Source organism: Amycolatopsis sp. DSM 110486, from assembly GCF_019468465.1.
Taxonomy (GTDB): domain Bacteria; phylum Actinomycetota; class Actinomycetes; order Mycobacteriales; family Pseudonocardiaceae; genus Amycolatopsis.
Window position 1 is genome coordinate 160,157 of the sequence record NZ_CP080519.1, and the last position, 17,786, is coordinate 177,942.

General features: G+C 69.5%; 17 protein-coding genes. 8 read left to right on the forward strand and 9 right to left on the reverse strand.

Going from position 1 to position 17,786, the window contains the following annotated elements; all coding sequences use genetic code 11:
* Window positions 1-7: 7 nt before the first annotated feature.
* The 3 genes from K1T34_RS00795 to K1T34_RS00805 all read right to left on the reverse strand — a co-directional run bounded on the left by K1T34_RS00795 (window position 8) and on the right by K1T34_RS00805 (window position 5,738).
* Window positions 8-2,857, reverse strand: coding sequence for an FAD-binding and (Fe-S)-binding domain-containing protein (locus K1T34_RS00795; protein ID WP_220242390.1), 2,850 nt, complete (start codon window positions 2,855-2,857; stop codon window positions 8-10).
* Between the two features lie 417 nt (window positions 2,858-3,274).
* Window positions 3,275-4,096, reverse strand: a complete 822-nt coding sequence (locus K1T34_RS00800; RefSeq protein ID WP_220242391.1) for an alpha/beta fold hydrolase — start codon at window positions 4,094-4,096, stop codon at window positions 3,275-3,277.
* A gap of 40 nt (window positions 4,097-4,136) precedes the next feature.
* Window positions 4,137-5,738 carry an FAD-dependent monooxygenase gene (locus tag K1T34_RS00805; protein WP_220242392.1) on the reverse strand — a complete coding sequence of 534 codons (1,602 nt, stop codon included), beginning with the start codon at window positions 5,736-5,738 and terminating at the stop codon, window positions 4,137-4,139.
* Window positions 5,739-5,925: 187 nt separating this feature from the next.
* On the opposite strand from K1T34_RS00805, the gene K1T34_RS00810 reads away from it, so the two are divergent.
* Window positions 5,926-6,525 (forward strand): TetR/AcrR family transcriptional regulator, encoded by a 600-nt coding sequence (locus K1T34_RS00810; protein WP_220242393.1) that lies wholly within the window; start codon window positions 5,926-5,928, stop codon window positions 6,523-6,525.
* Between the two features lie 76 nt (window positions 6,526-6,601).
* On the opposite strand, the gene K1T34_RS00815 is transcribed toward K1T34_RS00810, so the two are convergent.
* The 5 genes from K1T34_RS00815 to K1T34_RS00835 form a co-directional block, all read right to left on the reverse strand.
* Entirely contained in the window at window positions 6,602-6,949 is a 348-nt protein-coding gene (locus K1T34_RS00815; protein ID WP_255638212.1) for a TraR/DksA C4-type zinc finger protein, read from the reverse strand.
* A gap of 263 nt (window positions 6,950-7,212) precedes the next feature.
* Window positions 7,213-8,547, reverse strand: a complete 1,335-nt coding sequence (locus K1T34_RS00820) for an MFS transporter (protein ID WP_220242394.1) — start codon at window positions 8,545-8,547, stop codon at window positions 7,213-7,215.
* Window positions 8,548-8,778: 231 nt separating this feature from the next.
* Window positions 8,779-9,420, reverse strand: coding sequence for a 3-oxoacid CoA-transferase subunit B (locus K1T34_RS00825; protein WP_220242395.1), 642 nt, complete (start codon window positions 9,418-9,420; stop codon window positions 8,779-8,781).
* A complete protein-coding gene (locus tag K1T34_RS00830) occupies window positions 9,417-10,199 on the reverse strand; it encodes a CoA transferase subunit A (RefSeq protein ID WP_220242396.1) in 783 nt (260 codons plus the stop codon). Before K1T34_RS00830 ends, K1T34_RS00825 begins: the two co-directional genes overlap by 4 nt.
* The gene (locus K1T34_RS00835) at window positions 10,183-11,169 is read right to left on the reverse strand and encodes a LysR family transcriptional regulator (RefSeq protein WP_220242397.1); all 987 of its coding nucleotides are present in this window, start codon (window positions 11,167-11,169) and stop codon (window positions 10,183-10,185) included. Before K1T34_RS00835 ends, K1T34_RS00830 begins: the two co-directional genes overlap by 17 nt.
* A 231-nt stretch (window positions 11,170-11,400) precedes the next feature.
* Here K1T34_RS00835 and K1T34_RS00840 point away from each other — a divergent pair, with 231 nt between their 5' ends.
* The 7 genes from K1T34_RS00840 to K1T34_RS00870 all read left to right on the forward strand — a co-directional run bounded on the left by K1T34_RS00840 (window position 11,401) and on the right by K1T34_RS00870 (window position 16,805).
* Entirely contained in the window at window positions 11,401-12,450 is a 1,050-nt protein-coding gene (locus K1T34_RS00840; RefSeq protein WP_220242398.1) for a hypothetical protein, read from the forward strand.
* Window positions 12,451-12,461: 11 nt separating this feature from the next.
* Complete coding sequence (locus K1T34_RS00845; protein ID WP_220242399.1) at window positions 12,462-13,064, forward strand: UGSC family (seleno)protein; 603 nt, start codon at window positions 12,462-12,464, stop codon at window positions 13,062-13,064.
* Window positions 13,061-13,309 (forward strand): NifU family protein, encoded by a 249-nt coding sequence (locus tag K1T34_RS00850; RefSeq protein ID WP_220242400.1) that lies wholly within the window; start codon window positions 13,061-13,063, stop codon window positions 13,307-13,309. The genes K1T34_RS00845 and K1T34_RS00850 overlap by 4 nt, the downstream gene beginning before the upstream one ends.
* Before the next feature lie 108 nt (window positions 13,310-13,417).
* Window positions 13,418-14,623 carry an acyl-CoA dehydrogenase family protein gene (locus K1T34_RS00855; protein WP_220242401.1) on the forward strand — a complete coding sequence of 402 codons (1,206 nt, stop codon included), beginning with the start codon at window positions 13,418-13,420 and terminating at the stop codon, window positions 14,621-14,623.
* A gap of 15 nt (window positions 14,624-14,638) precedes the next feature.
* Window positions 14,639-15,565, forward strand: coding sequence for a thioredoxin-disulfide reductase (gene trxB / locus K1T34_RS00860; protein WP_220242402.1), 927 nt, complete (start codon window positions 14,639-14,641; stop codon window positions 15,563-15,565).
* Window positions 15,566-15,600: 35 nt separating this feature from the next.
* Complete coding sequence (trxA, locus tag K1T34_RS00865) at window positions 15,601-15,948, forward strand: thioredoxin (RefSeq protein ID WP_220242403.1); 348 nt, start codon at window positions 15,601-15,603, stop codon at window positions 15,946-15,948.
* Window positions 15,945-16,805: a 3-hydroxybutyryl-CoA dehydrogenase gene (locus K1T34_RS00870; protein ID WP_220242404.1), complete on the forward strand. Its 861-nt coding sequence runs from the start codon at window positions 15,945-15,947 to the stop codon at window positions 16,803-16,805. Before trxA ends, K1T34_RS00870 begins: the two co-directional genes overlap by 4 nt.
* Before the next feature lie 48 nt (window positions 16,806-16,853).
* On the opposite strand, the gene K1T34_RS00875 is transcribed toward K1T34_RS00870, so the two are convergent.
* Window positions 16,854-17,747 carry a LysR family transcriptional regulator gene (locus tag K1T34_RS00875; RefSeq protein ID WP_220242405.1) on the reverse strand — a complete coding sequence of 298 codons (894 nt, stop codon included), beginning with the start codon at window positions 17,745-17,747 and terminating at the stop codon, window positions 16,854-16,856.
* Between the last annotated feature and the right edge of the window lie 39 nt (window positions 17,748-17,786).

Genomic DNA, 17,786 nt, shown 5'->3' on the forward strand with positions numbered 1-17,786 from the left:
GCCTCGCTCAGAGTTTTCCCTCCGCGGGCCTGGTGGCCCGTTCGACGAGCTCCAGGACGTGTTCGTAGCGTTGCCCGGTCGCCCTGGTCATGCCGAGTTCGCACGTGCGGTTGCAGGAGACGTGGGCGTCGAAGGGACCGGCGGCGGAGAGCTCCCGGGCCTGGCGCGCGGTGGCCGACGCCGTCAGCTCGGGGTGCAGCAGACCGCGGTCGCCGGCGAAGCCGCAGCACCCCCACTCGTCGGGCACGGTCACGCTGCCGGCCACGGCTGCGGTGACCTCGCGCAGCGCGCCTGAGAGCCCCATCCGCGTGGCCGAGCACGTCGGATGCAGGGCCACGGCAGCTACCGGGGCGCTGATCGTGAGGCGGCCGAGCACCTCGTCGCGCACGAACTCGACGGCGTCGAGAACCCGGATCTCCCGGAACCGCTCCGGCCCGTGCTCGATCATGTGCCGCAGGCCCTCGGTGCACGAGGACGCGTCGCCGATCACCGGGATCCGGCCGCTCCCCGTGGCGGCCCACAACGCGGGGAGCACGCGCCGCGACATCTCGTCGTATCCCCGGTCCATGCCCTTGGACTTCCACGGGGTGCCGCAGCACAACGAAGCCGGCCCGTCCGGGGTCGTGAGGCGGATCCCGGCGCGCTCGCACAGGGTCCGCAGCGCCTCCGCGGCTCCGGGCTCCGCGCCGCCGAACATGGTGCCCGTGCACGAGGCGAACAGCACCGCGTCGGCGTTCCCGGTCACGGACTCGGTGCGGCGCCGGCCGCCACTCGGGAGCTCGGGCGACCACAGCGGGACCGAGTCGGTGCCCCCGGCCTTGCGGGCCAGCTCGTTCGCGCCGAGAACCAGGCGCTCCGGCAGCCTGGCGGCGGTGGTGAGCGCGGTCGCGGCCGCCCGCGTCGCGCCGTCCCAATGCCGCGCGGCGCCGGCCCAGATCGCCGACGTGGCCCGTCCGGCCTCTTCGGCCCGGAGCCGTTTCATCAGGTCCCCGGTGTTGATCGTCACCGGGCAGGCGGTCTGGCACATCCCGTCGGCGGCGCAGGTCTGCACGGCGTCGTACTCGTACTCGGCCCGCAGCTGCGCGAGCGCGGCCGTGTCCCCGGCTTCGCGGGCGCGCTCGATTTCCCGGCGCAGCACGATGCGCTGGCGCGGCGTGGTGGTCAGGTCGCGGCTCGGGCAGACGGGTTCGCAGAAGCCGCATTCCACGCAGCGGTCGACTTCTTCCTCGACCTGCGGCGAAGCCTTGAGGTTACGCAGGTGCCCGGCCGGGTCCTCGGCGATGAGCACACCCGGGTTGAGCAGGCCCCGGGGGTCGCACAGGCGCTTGATCTCGCGCATGACCTCGTAGAGCTCGTCGCCGTACTGGCGGCGCACGAACGGGGCCATCATCCGGCCGGTGCCGTGCTCGGCCTTGAGCGAGCCGCCGTGGCCCAGCACGAGGTCGACCATGTCGTCGGTGAAGGCCGCGAACCGATCGAGCGGCCGGCCGTCGCCGAGCCGCTCGGTGAGCATGAAGTGGATGTTGCCGTCCTTGGCGTGGCCGAAGATCACGCTGTCGCGGTAGCCGTGGCGGTCGAACAGGCCCGTGAGCGACTCGCACGTCGGCAGCAGTTCGGGCACCGGCACGACGATGTCCTCCAGCAGCGCCGTGGTGCCGGCCGGCCGGGCCCCGGCGATCATGGCGTACAGGCCCTTGCGGACGTGCCAGTGGCCGGCCCTGGTCGCCGGGTCCGCGGACAGCACCACCGGCGCGGTGGTCGGCAGCGCCGACAGGACCGCACCGGCTTCGGCGGCCAGCTCGTCCACCTCGTCGGCGGTGCCGGCCTGGTACTCGACGAGCAACGCCGCATGCCGGTCGACCGCGAGGTCGCGCAGCACCGCGGTCGCCTGGGCGTCGCGCTGGCCCACGCGGATCGAGGTCGCGTCGAGGAGCTCGATCGTCGCCGGCCCGGTGGCGACCAGCGCCGGCAACGCTCCGGTGGCCCCGGCGAGGTCGTCGAAGACGAGCAGGCCGGTGCGCGCGTGCCCGTGCAACGGCACCGTGCGCAGCACCACCGAGGCGATGAACGCCAGCGTCCCCTCGCTGCCGACCGCCAAGTGGGCCAGGATGTCCGCCGGCTCGGTGTGGTCGAGCAGCGAATTGAGGCCGTAACCCATGGTGTTCTTCATCGAGAACTGCTGCTCGACCCGCTTGCGCAGCGTCGCGTCACCTCGCACCCGGTCCCGCAGCCGGCACAGGCCGGCGTGCAGCTCGGGCTCGGCGGCGCGCAGGCGGCGGTCCGCATCGGCTTCGCCGGTGTCGACGACCGTGCCGGACGGCAGGACGAGCACGATCGACTCGAGCGTCGCGTAGCTGTTGGCCCAGGTGCCGCACGCCATGCCGCTGGAGTTGTTCGCGACCACGCCCCCGACGGTGCACGCGACCTCGCTCGCCGGGTCGGGCCCGAGCTTGCGGCCCGACCGCGCGAGGCGCGCGTTCACCTGCCGGATCGTGGCCCCGGGCCCGACTCGCACGCGAGCCCCGTCGTCGAGCACCTCGATGTCGCGAAAGTGGCGCCGGGTGTCGACGAGCACGCCGTCCGTGCCGCCCTGCCCGGACAGGCTCGTCCCCCCGGACCGGAACCCCAGCGGCACCCCGGCCGACCCCGCGGCGGCGAACAATCTCCCGACCTCGGCCGCGCTGCTCGCACTCACCACCGCCCGCGGCGTCAACATGAAGTGCGACGCGTCGTGCGCGTGGGCCAGCCGGTCGGTCAGCCGCTGCCCCACCCTCCCCGGGTCCCCGGTCGCGGCGGCCAGCAGGTCGAGCAGGTCGGCTTCGCCGCCGGTGGTGGCGGCGTGCTCGGTGACGGTCATCGGCTGATCCTCGTCGATCGTGGGGCGTTGTCGCGCGTTCAGCGTGCCCGAGATCGCTCGGCCCGCTGCTCCAGGTTCACGGCCGGCGCCGGCCGGGGCAAGGGTCAGCGGCGGAGATGTCCAGCACCACCTGGGCTTCCGTGCCGACGCAACGTGCCGATCCGGGACCCGTAAGTACCCAGGACAAGCGATGAGCACCGAGTCGAGGTGCCGGCCCATTGATCGTTCTCGTCTCAGGGCACCGCCGCGCTGCTGACGACCTGCACGCACGTCGTCGCCGGTCGGTTGGTGCCGAGTGATGAGCAGCGGTTGCTCGGCGCACTGCTCACGGACGAATGGGCCGGTATACGGAACCGGCCCAGCCGGGCACCGACGCGATGGGTTCGGTGCCCGGCCCGGCAAACGCGGTCCGCGCACTCAGGTCGACTCAGCGGCGGAGAGAATTTCCCGCGCGACCGCGTCCGGTGCCGTTTCCGGGACCCAGTGCGTGATCCCCTCGAGTTCGACGAACCGGTAGGGCCCGGCGACGTGCCGGCGGCAGCGTTCGGCGCCGGCGCGGCCCAGGGCCGTGTCGGCGGTGCTCCACAGGTACGTGGTCGGGACCGTCGACGGGCCCAGCGCCCGGAAGCTGCCCATCGCCCGGTACCAGTTGAGGGCGGGGGTGGCGGCGCCGCCGGACATGAGTGCCTGGTGCGGGGCGAACTGTTCGTCGGACAGCGGTGGCACCATGAGCGCGCGCAGCCTGCCGCCGGCCGCGATCACCTGGTCGATCTCGCCCTCACGCCTGAATTCGGCGAGGTAGCGCGAGCTGTGCTGCTGATCGGGATCGTTTTCCCGGGCCCACTCCCATGCGGCCGGGTGCGGCATCGACACGGCCACGAGTGATCGGGTGCGCTCGGGGTGCTGCACGGCGAGGTGCCAAGCCAGGACCCCGCCCCAGTCGTGTCCTGCGATGTGCGCTTGCGCCACACCGAGGGAATCGAGGATACCGAGCGCGTCGGCCACCAAGGCCGGGACCCCGTAGTCGGACACCGACAGCGGACGCGCGCCCGCCGAGTAACCACGCTGGTTCGGTGCGATCGTGCGGTATCCCTGCGAGTTGAGCCGCTGGGCGACCCCGTCCCAGCAGCGGTAGCTCTGGGGGAAGCCGTGCAGCAGCAAAACGGCCGGGGCTTCTTCGGGTCCGGTGTCGGAGACGTCGAACGAGAGCGCGCCGAGGGTGACTTTTCTGAGTGCCATAGCCGAATTCCGTCCTTCCGCAGGCGTTCAGCGCGCCAAGTCAGCGGGCGAGAACCGCGGTGAGCGCCTCGTCGAGCTCGTGTTCCGGATCGCCGGCGGCCGTCTTGCTGCGCCACGCGATGACCCCGTCGGGCCGGACGAGCACCGCGCCGCCGGGGTTGATCCCGTACCGCGAGTGCCACGCGTCCTCGGTGTCGACCAGCTCGGCGCCGATCGTGTGCGAGGCGATGTCGAGGCCGAGGCTCTCCGACACCTTGTCCGCGGCGCCGAGCCAGCTGGTGCCCTCCGGATCCGTGAGCAGCGCGAACCCCGGTCCGAACAGTTCCTGCGTGGACAGCTCGGTCCGGTCCCGCCGCAGCCGGACGTGGGGCGCGCGGGTACCCGGGAACCCGGACGGGTTCATGGGATCTTCCTGCAGGCTGAGATCGTCCTCCCGTTCCGTGCGGACGGTGCTCGAGTGGTACCGGAAGCCGAGCATCTCCTTCGCCGTGGGAATCGGTTGCGACGGGTCGCTCGTCGCGAGCACCCGACCCTCGGCGATCTTCAGCAGCTCGACCTCGCGTTCGAGAGTGATGTTGACGATCGGCCGGCGTTCGACCTCCCAGGCGTCCAGCAGCCCAGGCCCGGCCTGGCCGCCGGTCACCAGGGCCAGCCGCCACGCGAGCTCGTACCCGTCCTGCAGCGCGAGACTCCCGCCCTGGCCTCCGACCGGCGGACACGAGTGCGCGGCATCGCCCGCGAGGATGACCCGGCCGACCTTGAACTGCCGGGCGAGGTGGTGGTTGAGCGCGAAGGAACGCCGGTTGACGATCCGGCAGTCCAGATCGGGAACGCCCACCGCCCGGCGCACCCGCTCGACGCACCGGTCTTCCGTGAAGTCGGCGTCGCTCTCACCCTTTTCCGGGAAGTAGTCGACCCACAGCGTCAGAACGTTGCCGTCGAAGATGATGCTCATGCCCTGACCGCGCACCGTCACGACGAACGGCTGCTTGTCCTTTGTGTACTGCGGCAGATCGGCTTCGAAGGTGACCACGTAGATGTGGCCGACTTGCCCGCCCCCGTCGAGGGGGACACCGAGCTGCTCGCGGATCGGGCTGGCGTGACCGTCCGCGGCGACGAGATATTCGGCGTGCACAGTGCCTTCCTGCGCTGAAGCCACGTCGCGAAGGGTGGCGGTGACGCCGTCCTCGTCCTGCGTCCACGAGACCAACTCGGTTCCGTACCGCAGATCGGCACCGAGCCGCTCCGCCTGCTCTCGCAGCGTTTTTTCGATGGTGGACTGCGGAAGCACTTGGGGCGACGTCGACGTCACGCGGCGCCGCAGGGCGAGGATCTGCTCGGTGTCCGACTCCACCACCTCCGACGCGACGAGGCTCGCCCCGGCCCTGTGCTGGACCAGCTTGCCGGTGATCTCCGCGGCAGTGAGCGAAGCGTCGACCCCCGGGACGTTCCTCAGCAGCTCCGTCGTCCGCATGTTGAGACCCCACGCTTTCGGCAGCGTGGCGGTCGTGGGCCGGCGCTCGACCAGCAGCGATCGCACGCCGCGCCACGCCAGTCCCAGCGCGGTGCTGAGTCCGGTGTACGCGCCGCCGACGATGAGAACCGGGACCTTGTCGCCCGACACAGTGTTCATTTCGGTCATCTCCAACCCCTCAGGCCGTTGCGTTGACCCGCCTTGTGGCAGTCAGTGCCACATGGCTCATTGTGCCGTTCGGCCACCACTGCCAAAAGGAGAACGGGGTGTGACTTGAACCTCACCGTGCGTCGAGCCAGTCGGCACTGACTGCCAAGTGGCAGGATGACGTCCGACGGTCTGCCGAGGAGGAGCCATGTCGCTGCGCGACATCAAGATGGAGCGAACCCGCGAGTCGATCGCCGACGTCGCCTTCACCCTGTTCGAGGCAAAAGGCTTCACCGCAACGACAGTGGGTGAAATCGCCGCCGAGGCCGAGGTGGGCAGCCGCACCGTGTACCGCTACTTCCCCACGAAAGAGGAACTGGTCCTCAGCGGTTTCAAGAAGGTCTTCGACACCGCCTTGGCCGACCTCCGCGAGTGCCCGGCGGAAACGCCGATCCCGGACGTCCTGAGCGTCGTCCTCGAAAGCGTCGTGCAGTCCAACCTCGAACTGCCGAAGCAGCTCCGAGGCGCATACGAGATCATCACCACCACGCCGTCCGTCCGGGCGCATTTCGCCCAGTCCATCCGGGCCTGGGAAGCGGATCTCCGTCGCGAGGTCGCCGATCGCCTCGGCGGCCAGTCGGCCGACGTCATCGCCGGACTCGCCGTCGCGCAGACCGCCGCCGTGTTCATCCTGGCGTTCGAGGACTGGTACGCGAGCGGCGGCCGGGCCGATCTGCGCAAGCTCACCCGCACGGCGCTGGAGCTCTTGCGCGCGGAGAAGGTGCCCGTCCCCGCGCGCATGGAGTGAACGTCAGGAATCGCGCGGCGCGTCTGTGAACGTCTTTTCGCCCACCGAAGGCCGACGTTGCCGTGGAGTGGTTACGTCACATTCGGTTCGCGCAGGCGATGCAGATCCGCGTCGCCGGCAGGGCGGCGAGCCGGCCTTCGGAGATCGGGCCGCCGCAGCGTTCACAGACCTCGTAGACGCCGGCGAGCACCCGCTCGGCGGCTTGTCCGAGCTCCGCGAGCTCGTCTTGGGCTTGCCGCAGCAGTGCCTGGACCTGCGCCCGCTCGAAGGCGATGGTGGCGCCTTCCGGGTCGTGTTCGTCATCGCCACTGGTGAACTCCGAAGCCGCCACGATCTCGTCCCACCGCCGCGCCAGCGCCGAGGCCCGTCGCGAGGTCTCGGCGTGCGCCCTCTCGATCAGCTTCATCGCGGCGCGCTCATCCATGACGCAGGACCATCCTCCCCGTCACCAGCCGCCGCCTCACCACATCGATGGGTCACCGGCGAACCTCGGGAACGATCCGTACAGGTACGTCCGGGACGATACCGCCCCTCGCCCGGCTACGCGCGGCCCGTGAAGCTCGACGCCCGCGGGTGACAACACTGCCACCTGTGCCCGCTGTACCACGACGTCCTGCAGCGACCGACGTTCGAACGAGAGTGGCGGCGCCGGACGCGCGGTCGACCCGCCCGAAGGACAATCGGGTTCTAGCCTCGGTGTGGGGATTGAGCATCGGGCACGGACTCCAGCGGCGCAACGGACTCCAGCGACGCACCGGTGGTCTCGGGTCCGAACACCGCGACGATTGCGCCGGCGCCGACCCAGCACACTGCGACCGCGACAAACACTGCGGTGTAGCCCCAGGCGGTGTAGATGGCGGGGATGAGCATCGGCCCGACCACGTTGGCGAGCCGGCCGGCGCCGTAGGACACCCCGCAGCCGAAGGCGCGCGCGTGCATCGGGAACACCTCGGGGGTGTAGGTGTAGATCAACGCCACGAAGGTCTGGCTGAGCAAGGACACCAGCAGGCCGAACACGACGATCCCGGCCGGGCCCGAGCTGAATCCGTACGCGATTCCGAACGCCGCGATCACGGTCGAGGTGGCCGCCATCGTCCATTTGCGAGAGAACCGGTCGGACACCGCTCGGGCCAGCAGGGCGCCGGGGACCGCGCCGATGGTGGTGATCGCCGAGAACGTCAACGAGGTGGTCAGCGACAAGCCGTGCTCGGCCAGCAGTGCCGGAACCCACGCTGCGAAGGCATAAAACCCCAGCATCGCCAAGATCCAGGTCGCGAGCATCACCGCTGTGCGGCGACGCAGCCCCCGCCCCGCCAGCGCGGCGAGCGCCTCGAGACTCGTGTCGCGACGCCTTGCGGTGTCCTCGGCCAGGGTGAGGTGCGGATCGCCCAGCTTCGTCATGACCTCACGTGCTTCGGCGTTGCGACCGGTGTACAGCAGCCAGCGCGGCGATTCGGGCAGCCGTGCCAGCGCCGGCACCGCCAGCAGACCCAAACCGCCGACGACGAACACGATGCGCCAGCCGTCGGCACCGAGCGGAACCACGCCACGGGCCAGGAAAGCGATGGCCGGAATGCCGGCCAGGCCGACGGCCAGCGTCGTGGACTGGGCCCGGCCCCGATGGGCCGCGGGCATCGTCTCGCTGAGGAAGTTGATCGCGCACACCGTCATCGCCGACAGCCCCACCCCCGTGCAGAAGCGCAGTCCGGCCATGACCCACACGCCCGTCGCCGCGGCGGTCAGGAGGGAGAACACCGAGAACAGCGCGGTGGCCCAGGTGAGCGTGCGGCGGCGGCCGATCCGGTCACTCACCCGGCCGGCGAGGACCGCACCGCAGAACATTCCGAGAAACCCCGCCGAGGTCACCATGGCGACATCGTCCAGGCTGTACCCGGCGAATCTCTTCAACGCGGGAGCAGCGTAAGAGAACGTATTCAGGTCCGCGAACTCGAAGAACAAGACGGCGGCGACCGTCCAGACAATTCTTTTGTGCACGCGGGTCATGGCGGGACGGGCGGCCACCGGCGATTCCGTTGGCGACTGCGGCAAAGGATCACGCATGAATTTCTCCGACGTCGTTGTCTTCGATGGGGAGGGTGGTTCGAGTCACACTGCCGGAATGGAGCATCGGAAACAAGTCCTGCACGGAAATCCACAAAGGAATACGCCGATGCAATTCCGTATCTCGCCGAGCGGCCGCTCCCCGCGGATGTGTTCTGCTCGTCGGAAAGCGTACGGCTGAACCGTGCCAGGCTACCGGGGAAGGAATTGCCCGGTAGCGGGACGCAGCAGCGCCGCCAGTTCGCCGTCGATCGACACTCCCGGCGCGAGTTCTCGCACGGCGAAGTGATCGCCCCGGACGTCGAGAACGCCGATGTCCGCGATGACCGTCGTGACGCAGCCGCGTGCGGTCAGCGGGAGGCCGCAGCGGCGGACGAGTTTCAAGTTGCCGTCGCGGGTGCGGTGGGTCATCACCGCGAGCACCTTCTCGGCTCCACTGGCGAGATCCATCGCGCCGCCGATGCCCTTGACGACCGAGCCGCCGTCGGTCCAGTTCGCCAGGTCGCCCGCCACCGAGACTTGCATGGCCCCGAGCACCGCGACGTCGATGTGCCCGCCGCGGATCATGGCGAAGGAAGTGGCCGAGTCGAAGAACGAGGCACCGTTCACCGTGGTCACGGTCTCCTTCCCGGCGTTGATCAGATCCGGGTCTTCTCGCCCCGGGGCCGGGTGGCCGCCCAGGCCCAGGATTCCGTTCTCGGAGTGCAGCACGATGGGCCGGTCCCGGACGTGGTCGGCGATCAGCGTCGGGATGCCGATGCCGAGGTTGACGTGCTGGCCGTCGCGCAGCTCGGCAGCGGCGCGGGCGGCGATCTGCTCACGGGACCACGTCATGACGCACGTTTCCCTTCCTCGGCGACTCGCGGATGCGCGACCCGCAGCCGTTCGATCGGTTTGTGCATCCGCGCGCCGACGGGCAGCACCCGCGAAACGAACACGCCGGGCAGATGAACGTCGTCGGCGCCGATAGTGCCCGCGTCCACCACCCGCACCACCTCGACGACTGCGACCCGGGCCGCCATCGCGCACAGCGGATTGAAGTTGCGCGCCGAAGCGCGGAAGCGAAGATTGCCCTGAGTGTCCGCGACCTCGGCCCGGATCAGGGCGAGATCGGCGGTGAGACTGTGCTCGAGCAGGCATTCCCGGCCACCGACCCGCTCGACCCGGCGGGCCGTGGAGTATTCGGCCACCACTCCGGCAGTGCCGTAGCGCAGCGGAATGCCGCCTTCGGCCACGGCCGTGCCGACTCCGGTCGGCGTGTAGAACGCCGGGATCCCCGCACCGCCGGCGCGCAGCTTCTCGGCCAGCGTTCCTTGCGGGACGAGGTCCACGCTGAGCGATCCCCGCAGGTATTGGCTCAGGAACACCGTGTTGTCGCCGATGTAGGAGGCCGTGATGTGGGAAACCCGCCTCGCCCGGAGCAGCTCGGTGACCGCTGAAGTGTCCGGGCCGCAGTTGTTCGTGATGAGGTGCAGGTCGGTGGCTCCCGAGTCCAGCAGCGCCTCGAGCAGAGCCGCGGGCGTTCCGCACAGCCCGAACCCGCCGAGGGCGATCGTCTGCCCGTCGGCGACCGCGGCGAGTGCGTCCGCGGTGGTGTCAACGACTTTGTTCATCGTGTTCTCCCCGGGTGGTGAGGTCCTGCCAGGCACTGGTGCCGGTCGATTCGTCGAGCGCGGTGGAGAACTCGTCGACGGCGAAACTCCGGAACCGCTGCGCCGGTTCGGTCAGCTCGACATCGACCCGCCACGCCAGCCCGACCTCGCGGTAGGCGCCGGCGTCGGTGAGCGGGACCTCGACCAGGCCCGGGACCGGTGCCGGGGCAGCCGGCACGATGGCCACCCCCAGTCCGGCTGCGACCAGACCCCGCAGGGTGCTGATGCCGGCCGCCTCGAACGCGATCCGCGGTTCGAACCCGGCCGCCCGGCACAGGTCTGCCGCCATCTGCCGCATGTAGTTGCCCACGCCCAGGGTCACGAAATCATCGCTGGCCGCAGCGGCCAACGGCACTTCGGACTCCCCGGCGAGCACATGCGTTGCCGGTACCGCCAGGACCAGCCGCTGCTGACCCAGCCGGGCGACCTCGATGTCAGGCAGGGCCGGCAGCGGGGAGGTCAAGCACAATTCGACCTGGTCTTCGCGCAAGAGTCTCAGCAGCTGATCGGCGCTGTCCTGCACGAGGGAGAACTTGATCTGCGGTGCCCCTTCGGCGAACCGGCGCAGCAACAGCGGCACCGCCTGCTCGCCCAGCGTGTGCAAGAACCCCAGCCGAAGTCGCTCGTGGGCCGTGCGGACCTGCAGATCGTCGATGGCGGTGGTCAGCACCGCGAGGGCCTGCTGCACAGGCTTCACGAACTGCTCCCCGTCGGCCGTCAGCGTCATGCCACCCTGAGCACGGGTGTACAGCCGGACCCCGAGGACATTCTCGAGCCGCGCCAAGTGGCGGGTGACCGTGGGCTGCGGCACGCCCAGCGCCGCGGCGGCCTTGGTGACCTGTCCCTCTCGCGCCACCGCGGCAAATTGCACGAACATCGGGCACAGGGTATTCAACACTGCATCCGGATTCGAATCAGGCAGCTCATTCATTTGTGAATTCCAGTTATGCAAAAATGACTTCCGGATGGTTCTGGAATCATCGTTGACCCTCGTTTCTGGCTGCTGTTAGCATCCCACTCTAGGATAACGGGACGCCGTAAGGCAATAGCCGATAACTGGCATCGAATCCGCACAGGGGCCTCCTTCCCTTGCCTGGTCCCGATTTCGAGCCGATCAAATCATTGCGACCGGGCGCGGTCTGCCGCCCGAGAAAGGAAGACAATGACGACGGAAATGCTGGGCCGGGAAGCCGACCCGATGGATCTGTTCGAGATGCACGTCGCCGCCGGTTGGACCGACGGCCTGCCGGTCATCCCGCCGACCGCCCGCCGGGTGGCCGAGTTCGTCGAGCGCAGCGGGCGCGGGGCCGACGAGGTGATCGCCGAGATCGCCCCGCTGGGCGGGGCCGCGACGACCGAAAAGATCGCCGCCAACGCCGTGATGGCCGGCTGCGCGCCGGCGCACATGCCGGTGCTGATCGCGGCGATCGAGGCCGCGACCGCACCGTCGATGAACATCGGCGGCGTCCAGTGCTCGACGCACATGGCCTCGCCGCTGCTGGTGGTGCACGGGCCGATCCGGAACGAGCTGGGCATCAACTCGGGCGCCAACGTGTTCGGCCAGGGGGTGCGGGCGAACGCGACCCTGGGCCGCGCCCTGAAACTCGCGCTGGTGAACATCGGCGGCTCGCGTCCTGGTGAGGCGGACAAGGCCACGCTGGGGCAGCCCGGGAAGTTCACGTTCTGCATCGGGGAGAACGAAGAGGAGTCCCCGTGGGCCGGCCTGCACGTCGACCGCGGGTTGCGCGCCACGGACAGCGCGGTCACGCTCTACGGCGCGGAAGGCCCGCAGAACATCAACAACCAGGCCGCGGACAATCCGTTCGACATCCTGACCACGGTCGCGAGCATGATGACCAACCTCGGGTCGAACCACATCTTCATCCAGGGCGAGAGCTTCGTGGTGCTCTGCCCCGAACACGCCCGCATCATCGCCTCGGCCGGCTGGACCAAGGCCGACGTCCAGCATTTCCTGTTCCAGAACGCCACTCGCAGTCATCGCGAGATCAAGGCCGGCGGAATCCACGGCCGCAAAACGCAGAACTACACGACCTGGCCGCGCTGGGTCGATCGCGACGACCCCGATGCCCGCATTCCGGTCACCCGCCGCGTGAATGACATCACCGTCCTCGTCGCCGGTGGTCCGGGAAGGCATTCGGCGTATCTGCCCGGCTGGGGAACCCGGTCGGTCACTCGCAAGATCGAAGGATGAAAGGTCACCACATGTCTGCTGTCATCGCCGACATCGGAAACGACGAGAAGGCCGGCGCGGCCCGGTACCTGGTCGGAACGCTCGGCCTGGTCGATCCGACCGCTACCCCCCGCACCGTCGAGACCGCCGGTGCCGCCGCGCAGCGCCTGGCTTCGCTCGCCGGCGCCCACGGTGTGCTGCTGGACAACACGAAGGGCAACGCCGGACCGCTGCTGCGCCACGTCGGCAACCTGCTCGAGAAGAAGTACGGGGTGCAGCCGATGGACATGGCTCGCAAGCTCGTCTACTCGCGCCCGGCCGATCCATCGCTGCTCGACGAGCTCTCCCAGGACTACGACTTCGTGGTCACCGGGGTCGGTGCGTGCGGGTCGTGCACGTCCGGTTGCGTGCGGGACACAGTCGAACTCGAAGCCCGCGGGATTCCCACCGCCACCATCCACACCCAGGTCTTCATGAACTCCGCGGTCGCGCACAGCGCCGCGTTCGGGCGTCCGGACCTGCGGTTCGTGGAGGTCGAGCACCCGATCGCCGCCGTCAGCGACGACGAGTTGCAGCGCCGCGCCCTCGCCCTGGTGGACTCGGTCGCCGCGGTCCTGATCGGAGACGCGGCATGAGCATCCGCGAAGACGTCGAAAAGGCCCTGGACGGGCTGCGGCAAGGGTTTCAGGCCGACGGTGCGGATCTGACCGTGGAGAACGCGACGCCGGATCAGGTCACGCTCCGGCTGGTGGGCGGGGAAGAGACGTGCTGGGAATGCATCGTTCCCCCGCAGCAGCTGCGTGACGTGGTCGGCTCCGTGTTGCGCGACAGCATCGCCGCGCAGCCGGCGGTCGAGGTGATCGACCCACGCAGCGAGTGAGGCACGGCGGCCAGGGCACCTGCGTCACGCGATCCGCGTGCGCAGGCCCCGGCCGCCGCCCGTACGTCCACCCAACCCAGCCCAGCCCCGACCGGAGAAACGATTCCTGTGACCACACTCTCGGGCTCCCGTGCCGATACCCGGCAGCGGGCGCAGCCGGACCCCCACGACTTCCTCGATCTCGACGCGTCGTTGTCCGACGACGAACGCCTCATCCGGGACACCGTCCGGCAACTCGTGCGCCGTGACCTGCTCGACCGGATCCCCGCCGCTTACTCGGCCGGCCACCTGCCCGAGGGCTTTCCCGCCGCGGCCGGTGAGCTGGGTCTGCTCGGAATGCACCTGTCCGGGTACGGCTGCGCCGAAACCACCGCGGTGGCCTACGGCTTGGCCTGCCTCGAACTGGAAGCCGGTGATTCGGGGCTGCGCAGCTTCGTCTCGGTGCAGGGATCGCTGGCCATGTTCGCGATCCGGACCTACGGCAGCGAAGCACAGAAGCAGCGCTGGCTGCCCGAGATGGCGCGCGGAACCGCGATCGGCTGTTTCGGGCTGACCGAGCCGGACTCCGGCAGCGACCCGAGCTCGATGATCACCACCGCACGGTTCGAGCACGGCGAGTGGATCCTGAACGGCGCCAAGATGTGGATCACCAACGGCAGCATCGCCGACGTCGCCGTGGTGTGGGCGAAGACGCCGACCGGCGTCCGCGGGTTCGTGGTGCCCCGTGGCACCCCCGGCTTCTCAGCCCGAGACGTCGCGAACAAGATGTCGCTGCGGGCCTCGACCACTTCCGAGTTGCTCTTCCAGGACTGCCACCTGCCGGCCGAAGCCGTGCTGCCCGAGTCCGCCGGGCTACGCGCGCCGCTGTCTTGCCTGAACGAGGCGCGGTTCGGCATCGTCTGGGGCGCGGCCGGCGCCGCGCGGGCGTGTTTAGAGGCGGCCCTGGACTACGCGGGCGTGCGCACCCAGTTCGGCCGGCCGATCGCCGGGTTCCAGCTCACCCAGCAGAAGCTCGTCGTGATGGCCACCCAGGTCAACAATTCGCTGCTGCTCGCGCTGCACCTTGGCCGGCTCAAGGACGCCGGCCGGCTGCACCCGCACCAGGTCAGCTTCGGCAAGCGGCACAACGTCGCCGCCGCGCTGGAGGTCGCCCGCGAGGCCCGCACGATCCTGGGCGCCAACGGCATCACCGGCGAGTACCCCGTGATGCGGCACATGGCCAACCTCGAATCGGTCCTCACCTACGAAGGGACCGGGGAAATCCACACCCTCGTCGTCGGCCAGGCACTCACCGGCCTGAGCGCCTTCCACTGAACCCGGAGAACGATCATGGACTCGGTCCGCAACGTCATCATCGTCGGCGGCGGCCCCGCCGGCTACACCGCGGCGATCTACACCGCTCGGGCGAACCTCGCGCCGGTGGTGTTCGAAGGCAGTCAGTACGGCGGCGCGCTCATGCAGACCACCGAGGTCGAGAATTTCCCCGGTTTCGCCGACGGGATCCAGGGCCCCGAACTCATGGACACCATGCGCAAGCAAGCGGGCCGGTACGGCGCCGAACTCTTGGCCCAGGACGTGTCCGAGGTCGATCTGACGGGTGAGATCAAGACGGTCACCGCCGGCGGGCGGCAGTGGCGGGCCCGCACGGTCATCCTCGCGATGGGGTCGGCCTACCGCCGGCTGGGCCTGCCCGGCGAAGACCGGCTCGCCGGGCACGGCGTTTCCTGGTGCGCGACCTGCGACGGGTTCTTCTTCCGGGACCAGGACATCGCGGTCGTCGGCGGTGGTGACTCGGCGCTGGAGGAGGCGATGTTCCTGACCCGGTTCGCCGAGACCGTGACCGTCGTGCACCGCCGAGACACACTCAAGGCGTCCAAGATCATGCAACAGCGTGCTTTCGCCGAGAGCAAGATCCGGTTCCTCTGGAACGCCGTGGTCGAGGACGTCGCCGGCACCGAACAGGTCACTGGTCTCGCGGTGCGCGACACGGTCACCGGGTCCGCCTCGACCCTGCGCGTGAGCGGCGTGTTCGTCGCGATCGGACACGAGCCCCGCAGCGACCTGGTCCGCGGCCAGGTTTCCCTCGACGAGGCCGGGTACGTGGTGACGCAGGGCCGATCGACGCGGACCGACCTGCCCGGCGTCTTCGCCTGCGGCGACCTCGTCGATCACACCTACCGGCAAGCGATCACCGCGGCCGGCAGCGGCTGCAGCGCCGCCCTCGACGTCGAACGCCACCTCGCCGGCATCGAATGACCGTGCAGTCAACCGACTCTCATCAGGAAGCGAAGATGACCGAGAACACCACCGTAGTCACCGTCACCGACGACTCGTTCGCCGAGCTCGTCCTGAACCGCCCCGGGCCCGTCCTGGTGGATTTCTGGGCACCCTGGTGCGGGCCGTGCAAGAAGCTCGGCCCGGTGCTCGACGAAATCGCCGGGGACCACGGCGACAGGATCACCGTGGCCAAGCTCGACGTCGACGCGAATCCGCGGTCCGCCAAGGACTTCCACGTCCTGTCGTTGCCGACCATGCTCGTGTTCCGCGACGGTGACATCGTGCACCGCATCGTGGGCGCCAAGGCGAAAACCGAGCTGCTGGATGAGCTCGACGCCGTCCTGATCTCGGGTGATGAATGAGGCCGGCAGCGGGGGAAATGGTCGGTGTGGTCGGGTGCGGCCTGATGGGCGCCGGGATCGCGGAGGTCTGCGCGCGAGCCGGGCTGGACGTGGTGGTCGCCGAATCCGGTTCCGCCGCGGTGGATGCCGGACGGCGGCGGTTGGAGGCGTCGCTCGACCGGGCCGAGCGCAAGCGGAAGATTCCCAGCGCCGCCGACGTGCTGGAGCGGATCCGGGTGGTCGACGGCCTGGACGAGCTCGCCGACCGCACGCTCGTGATCGAAGCGATCCTGGAGAACGAAGCGGCCAAGGCGCAGGTGTTCCGGCAGCTGGACAAGATCGTCGAGGCACCGGACGCGGTCCTCGCCTCCAACACGTCGTCGATCCCGATCATGAAGCTGGGCACCGCGACAACCCGGCCCGCCCACGTCATCGGGATCCACTTCTTCAACCCCGTGCCGGTGCTGCCCTTGGTGGAGCTCGTGCCGAGCCTGCTGACCGGCGAGGAGACCACGCGAGCCGCACGGGCGTTCGTCGAGGACATGCTCGGAAAGCATTCGATCCTGGCCCAGGACAGGGCCGGGTTCGTGGTCAACGCCTTGCTGATCCCCTTCATTCTCGCGGCCATCCGGATGCTCGAGTCCGGGTTCGCCACGCGGGAGGACATCGACGAAGGGCTGGTCCGCGGTGCCGCGCACCCGCAGGGCCCGCTCGCCCTGGCGGACCTGATCGGGCTCGACACCACCCAAGCCGTGGCCGAATCGCTGTACGAGGAGTTCAAGGAACCGCTGTACGCCCCGCCGCCGCTGCTCGCCCGCATGGTGGATGCCGGCCTGCTCGGCCGCAAGAGCGGCCGCGGTTTCTACGCCTACGCCTGAACGGCCTCGCACGCCCGTGATCGAGAACAGGCTCACGTGGCGACTCGGTCAGGGTGCCACGACGTCGTAGGTGTTCAAGACGTGGTCGCGAAACGCGCCCACAGCCGGGATGACGCTGTCCCCCACTCGCCACATCAACGCGATCTCCCGATCGACACTGGGGATCAACGGTATCTCTGTCGCTCCGTCGGGCACAGTGTCCTCGTCGGCAGGCAGCAGCGTCACGCCCAGCCCCACGGCGACGAGCCTGCGTACGGTGTCGACCTCTTCGCCCGCGAACGCCTGCTGGGGAGTGAAGCCGGCGGCGCGGCAGAGCTCATCGGTGAACTTCCGGAAGCCGAAGCCCTCTTTGAGCCCCACGAACTGTTCGTCGGCGAGGTCGCCGACCCGGATACCCGCGCGCCGCGCCAGTGGATGGCTCGCGGGTACCGTGGCGACGACCGGCTGCTTGCCGAGGACGACCTGTGCGAGATGCGTCTCGTCGTGCCGGCGGGTCATCAATGCCAGGTCGCACTGCCCGCTCTCCAGCTGCGCGAGCACCTCGTCCCCCGATCCTTGGGACAGGACGAACCGCACGTGCGGGTGCTGGAGGCGGAACGCGCGCAACAGGTCAGGAATCCGCCGTTGTCCCATCGTGGTCAGAAAGGCGAAGTTCACCTGGCCGCGCTCGGGATCGCCTTCATTTATGACCTGGCGGCATCCACTGCGCAGGTCTGCGACGGCGGACACGGCGCTGCGCACGAGATGTTCTCCCGCACGGGTGAGTCGTACCCCGCGGCCGTGCTTCACGACGACGGGCGCACCCAGGTCGACGCCCATCTGTGCAAGCCACCTGCTGGCAGTCGGCTGCGGGATCCCCAGCCGGTCCGCTGCCTCGGTGATGTTGCACTCCGAGTGGAGCAGCGCGAGCAGCAGCAGCCGGGGCGCCAGTGCCGCCGCCATTCTGTCCACTTCGGACCTGGTGTTGGGGTGCACGTCGCG

What these genes read in the sequence shown, in the direction of transcription:
- K1T34_RS00845 (WP_220242399.1), top strand. Translation starts at nt 12,462, where the DNA reads ATGTCTGCTGTCATCGCCGACATCGGAAACGACGAGAAGGCCGGCGCG.
- K1T34_RS00830 (WP_220242396.1), bottom strand. Translation starts at nt 10,199, where the DNA reads ATGAACAAAGTCGTTGACACCACCGCGGACGCACTCGCCGCGGTCGCC.
- K1T34_RS00850 (WP_220242400.1), top strand. Translation starts at nt 13,061, where the DNA reads ATGAGCATCCGCGAAGACGTCGAAAAGGCCCTGGACGGGCTGCGGCAA.
- K1T34_RS00825 (WP_220242395.1), bottom strand. Translation starts at nt 9,420, where the DNA reads ATGACGTGGTCCCGTGAGCAGATCGCCGCCCGCGCCGCTGCCGAGCTG.
- K1T34_RS00815 (WP_255638212.1), bottom strand. Translation starts at nt 6,949, where the DNA reads ATGGATGAGCGCGCCGCGATGAAGCTGATCGAGAGGGCGCACGCCGAG.
- K1T34_RS00800 (WP_220242391.1), bottom strand. Translation starts at nt 4,096, where the DNA reads ATGGCACTCAGAAAAGTCACCCTCGGCGCGCTCTCGTTCGACGTCTCC.
- K1T34_RS00875 (WP_220242405.1), bottom strand. Translation starts at nt 17,747, where the DNA reads ATGGCGGCGGCACTGGCGCCCCGGCTGCTGCTGCTCGCGCTGCTCCAC.
- K1T34_RS00810 (WP_220242393.1), top strand. Translation starts at nt 5,926, where the DNA reads ATGTCGCTGCGCGACATCAAGATGGAGCGAACCCGCGAGTCGATCGCC.
- K1T34_RS00840 (WP_220242398.1), top strand. Translation starts at nt 11,401, where the DNA reads ATGACGACGGAAATGCTGGGCCGGGAAGCCGACCCGATGGATCTGTTC.
- K1T34_RS00870 (WP_220242404.1), top strand. Translation starts at nt 15,945, where the DNA reads ATGAGGCCGGCAGCGGGGGAAATGGTCGGTGTGGTCGGGTGCGGCCTG.
- K1T34_RS00805 (WP_220242392.1), bottom strand. Translation starts at nt 5,738, where the DNA reads ATGACCGAAATGAACACTGTGTCGGGCGACAAGGTCCCGGTTCTCATC.
- trxA (WP_220242403.1), top strand. Translation starts at nt 15,601, where the DNA reads ATGACCGAGAACACCACCGTAGTCACCGTCACCGACGACTCGTTCGCC.
- K1T34_RS00795 (WP_220242390.1), bottom strand. Translation starts at nt 2,857, where the DNA reads ATGACCGTCACCGAGCACGCCGCCACCACCGGCGGCGAAGCCGACCTG.
- K1T34_RS00835 (WP_220242397.1), bottom strand. Translation starts at nt 11,169, where the DNA reads ATGAATGAGCTGCCTGATTCGAATCCGGATGCAGTGTTGAATACCCTG.
- trxB (WP_220242402.1), top strand. Translation starts at nt 14,639, where the DNA reads ATGGACTCGGTCCGCAACGTCATCATCGTCGGCGGCGGCCCCGCCGGC.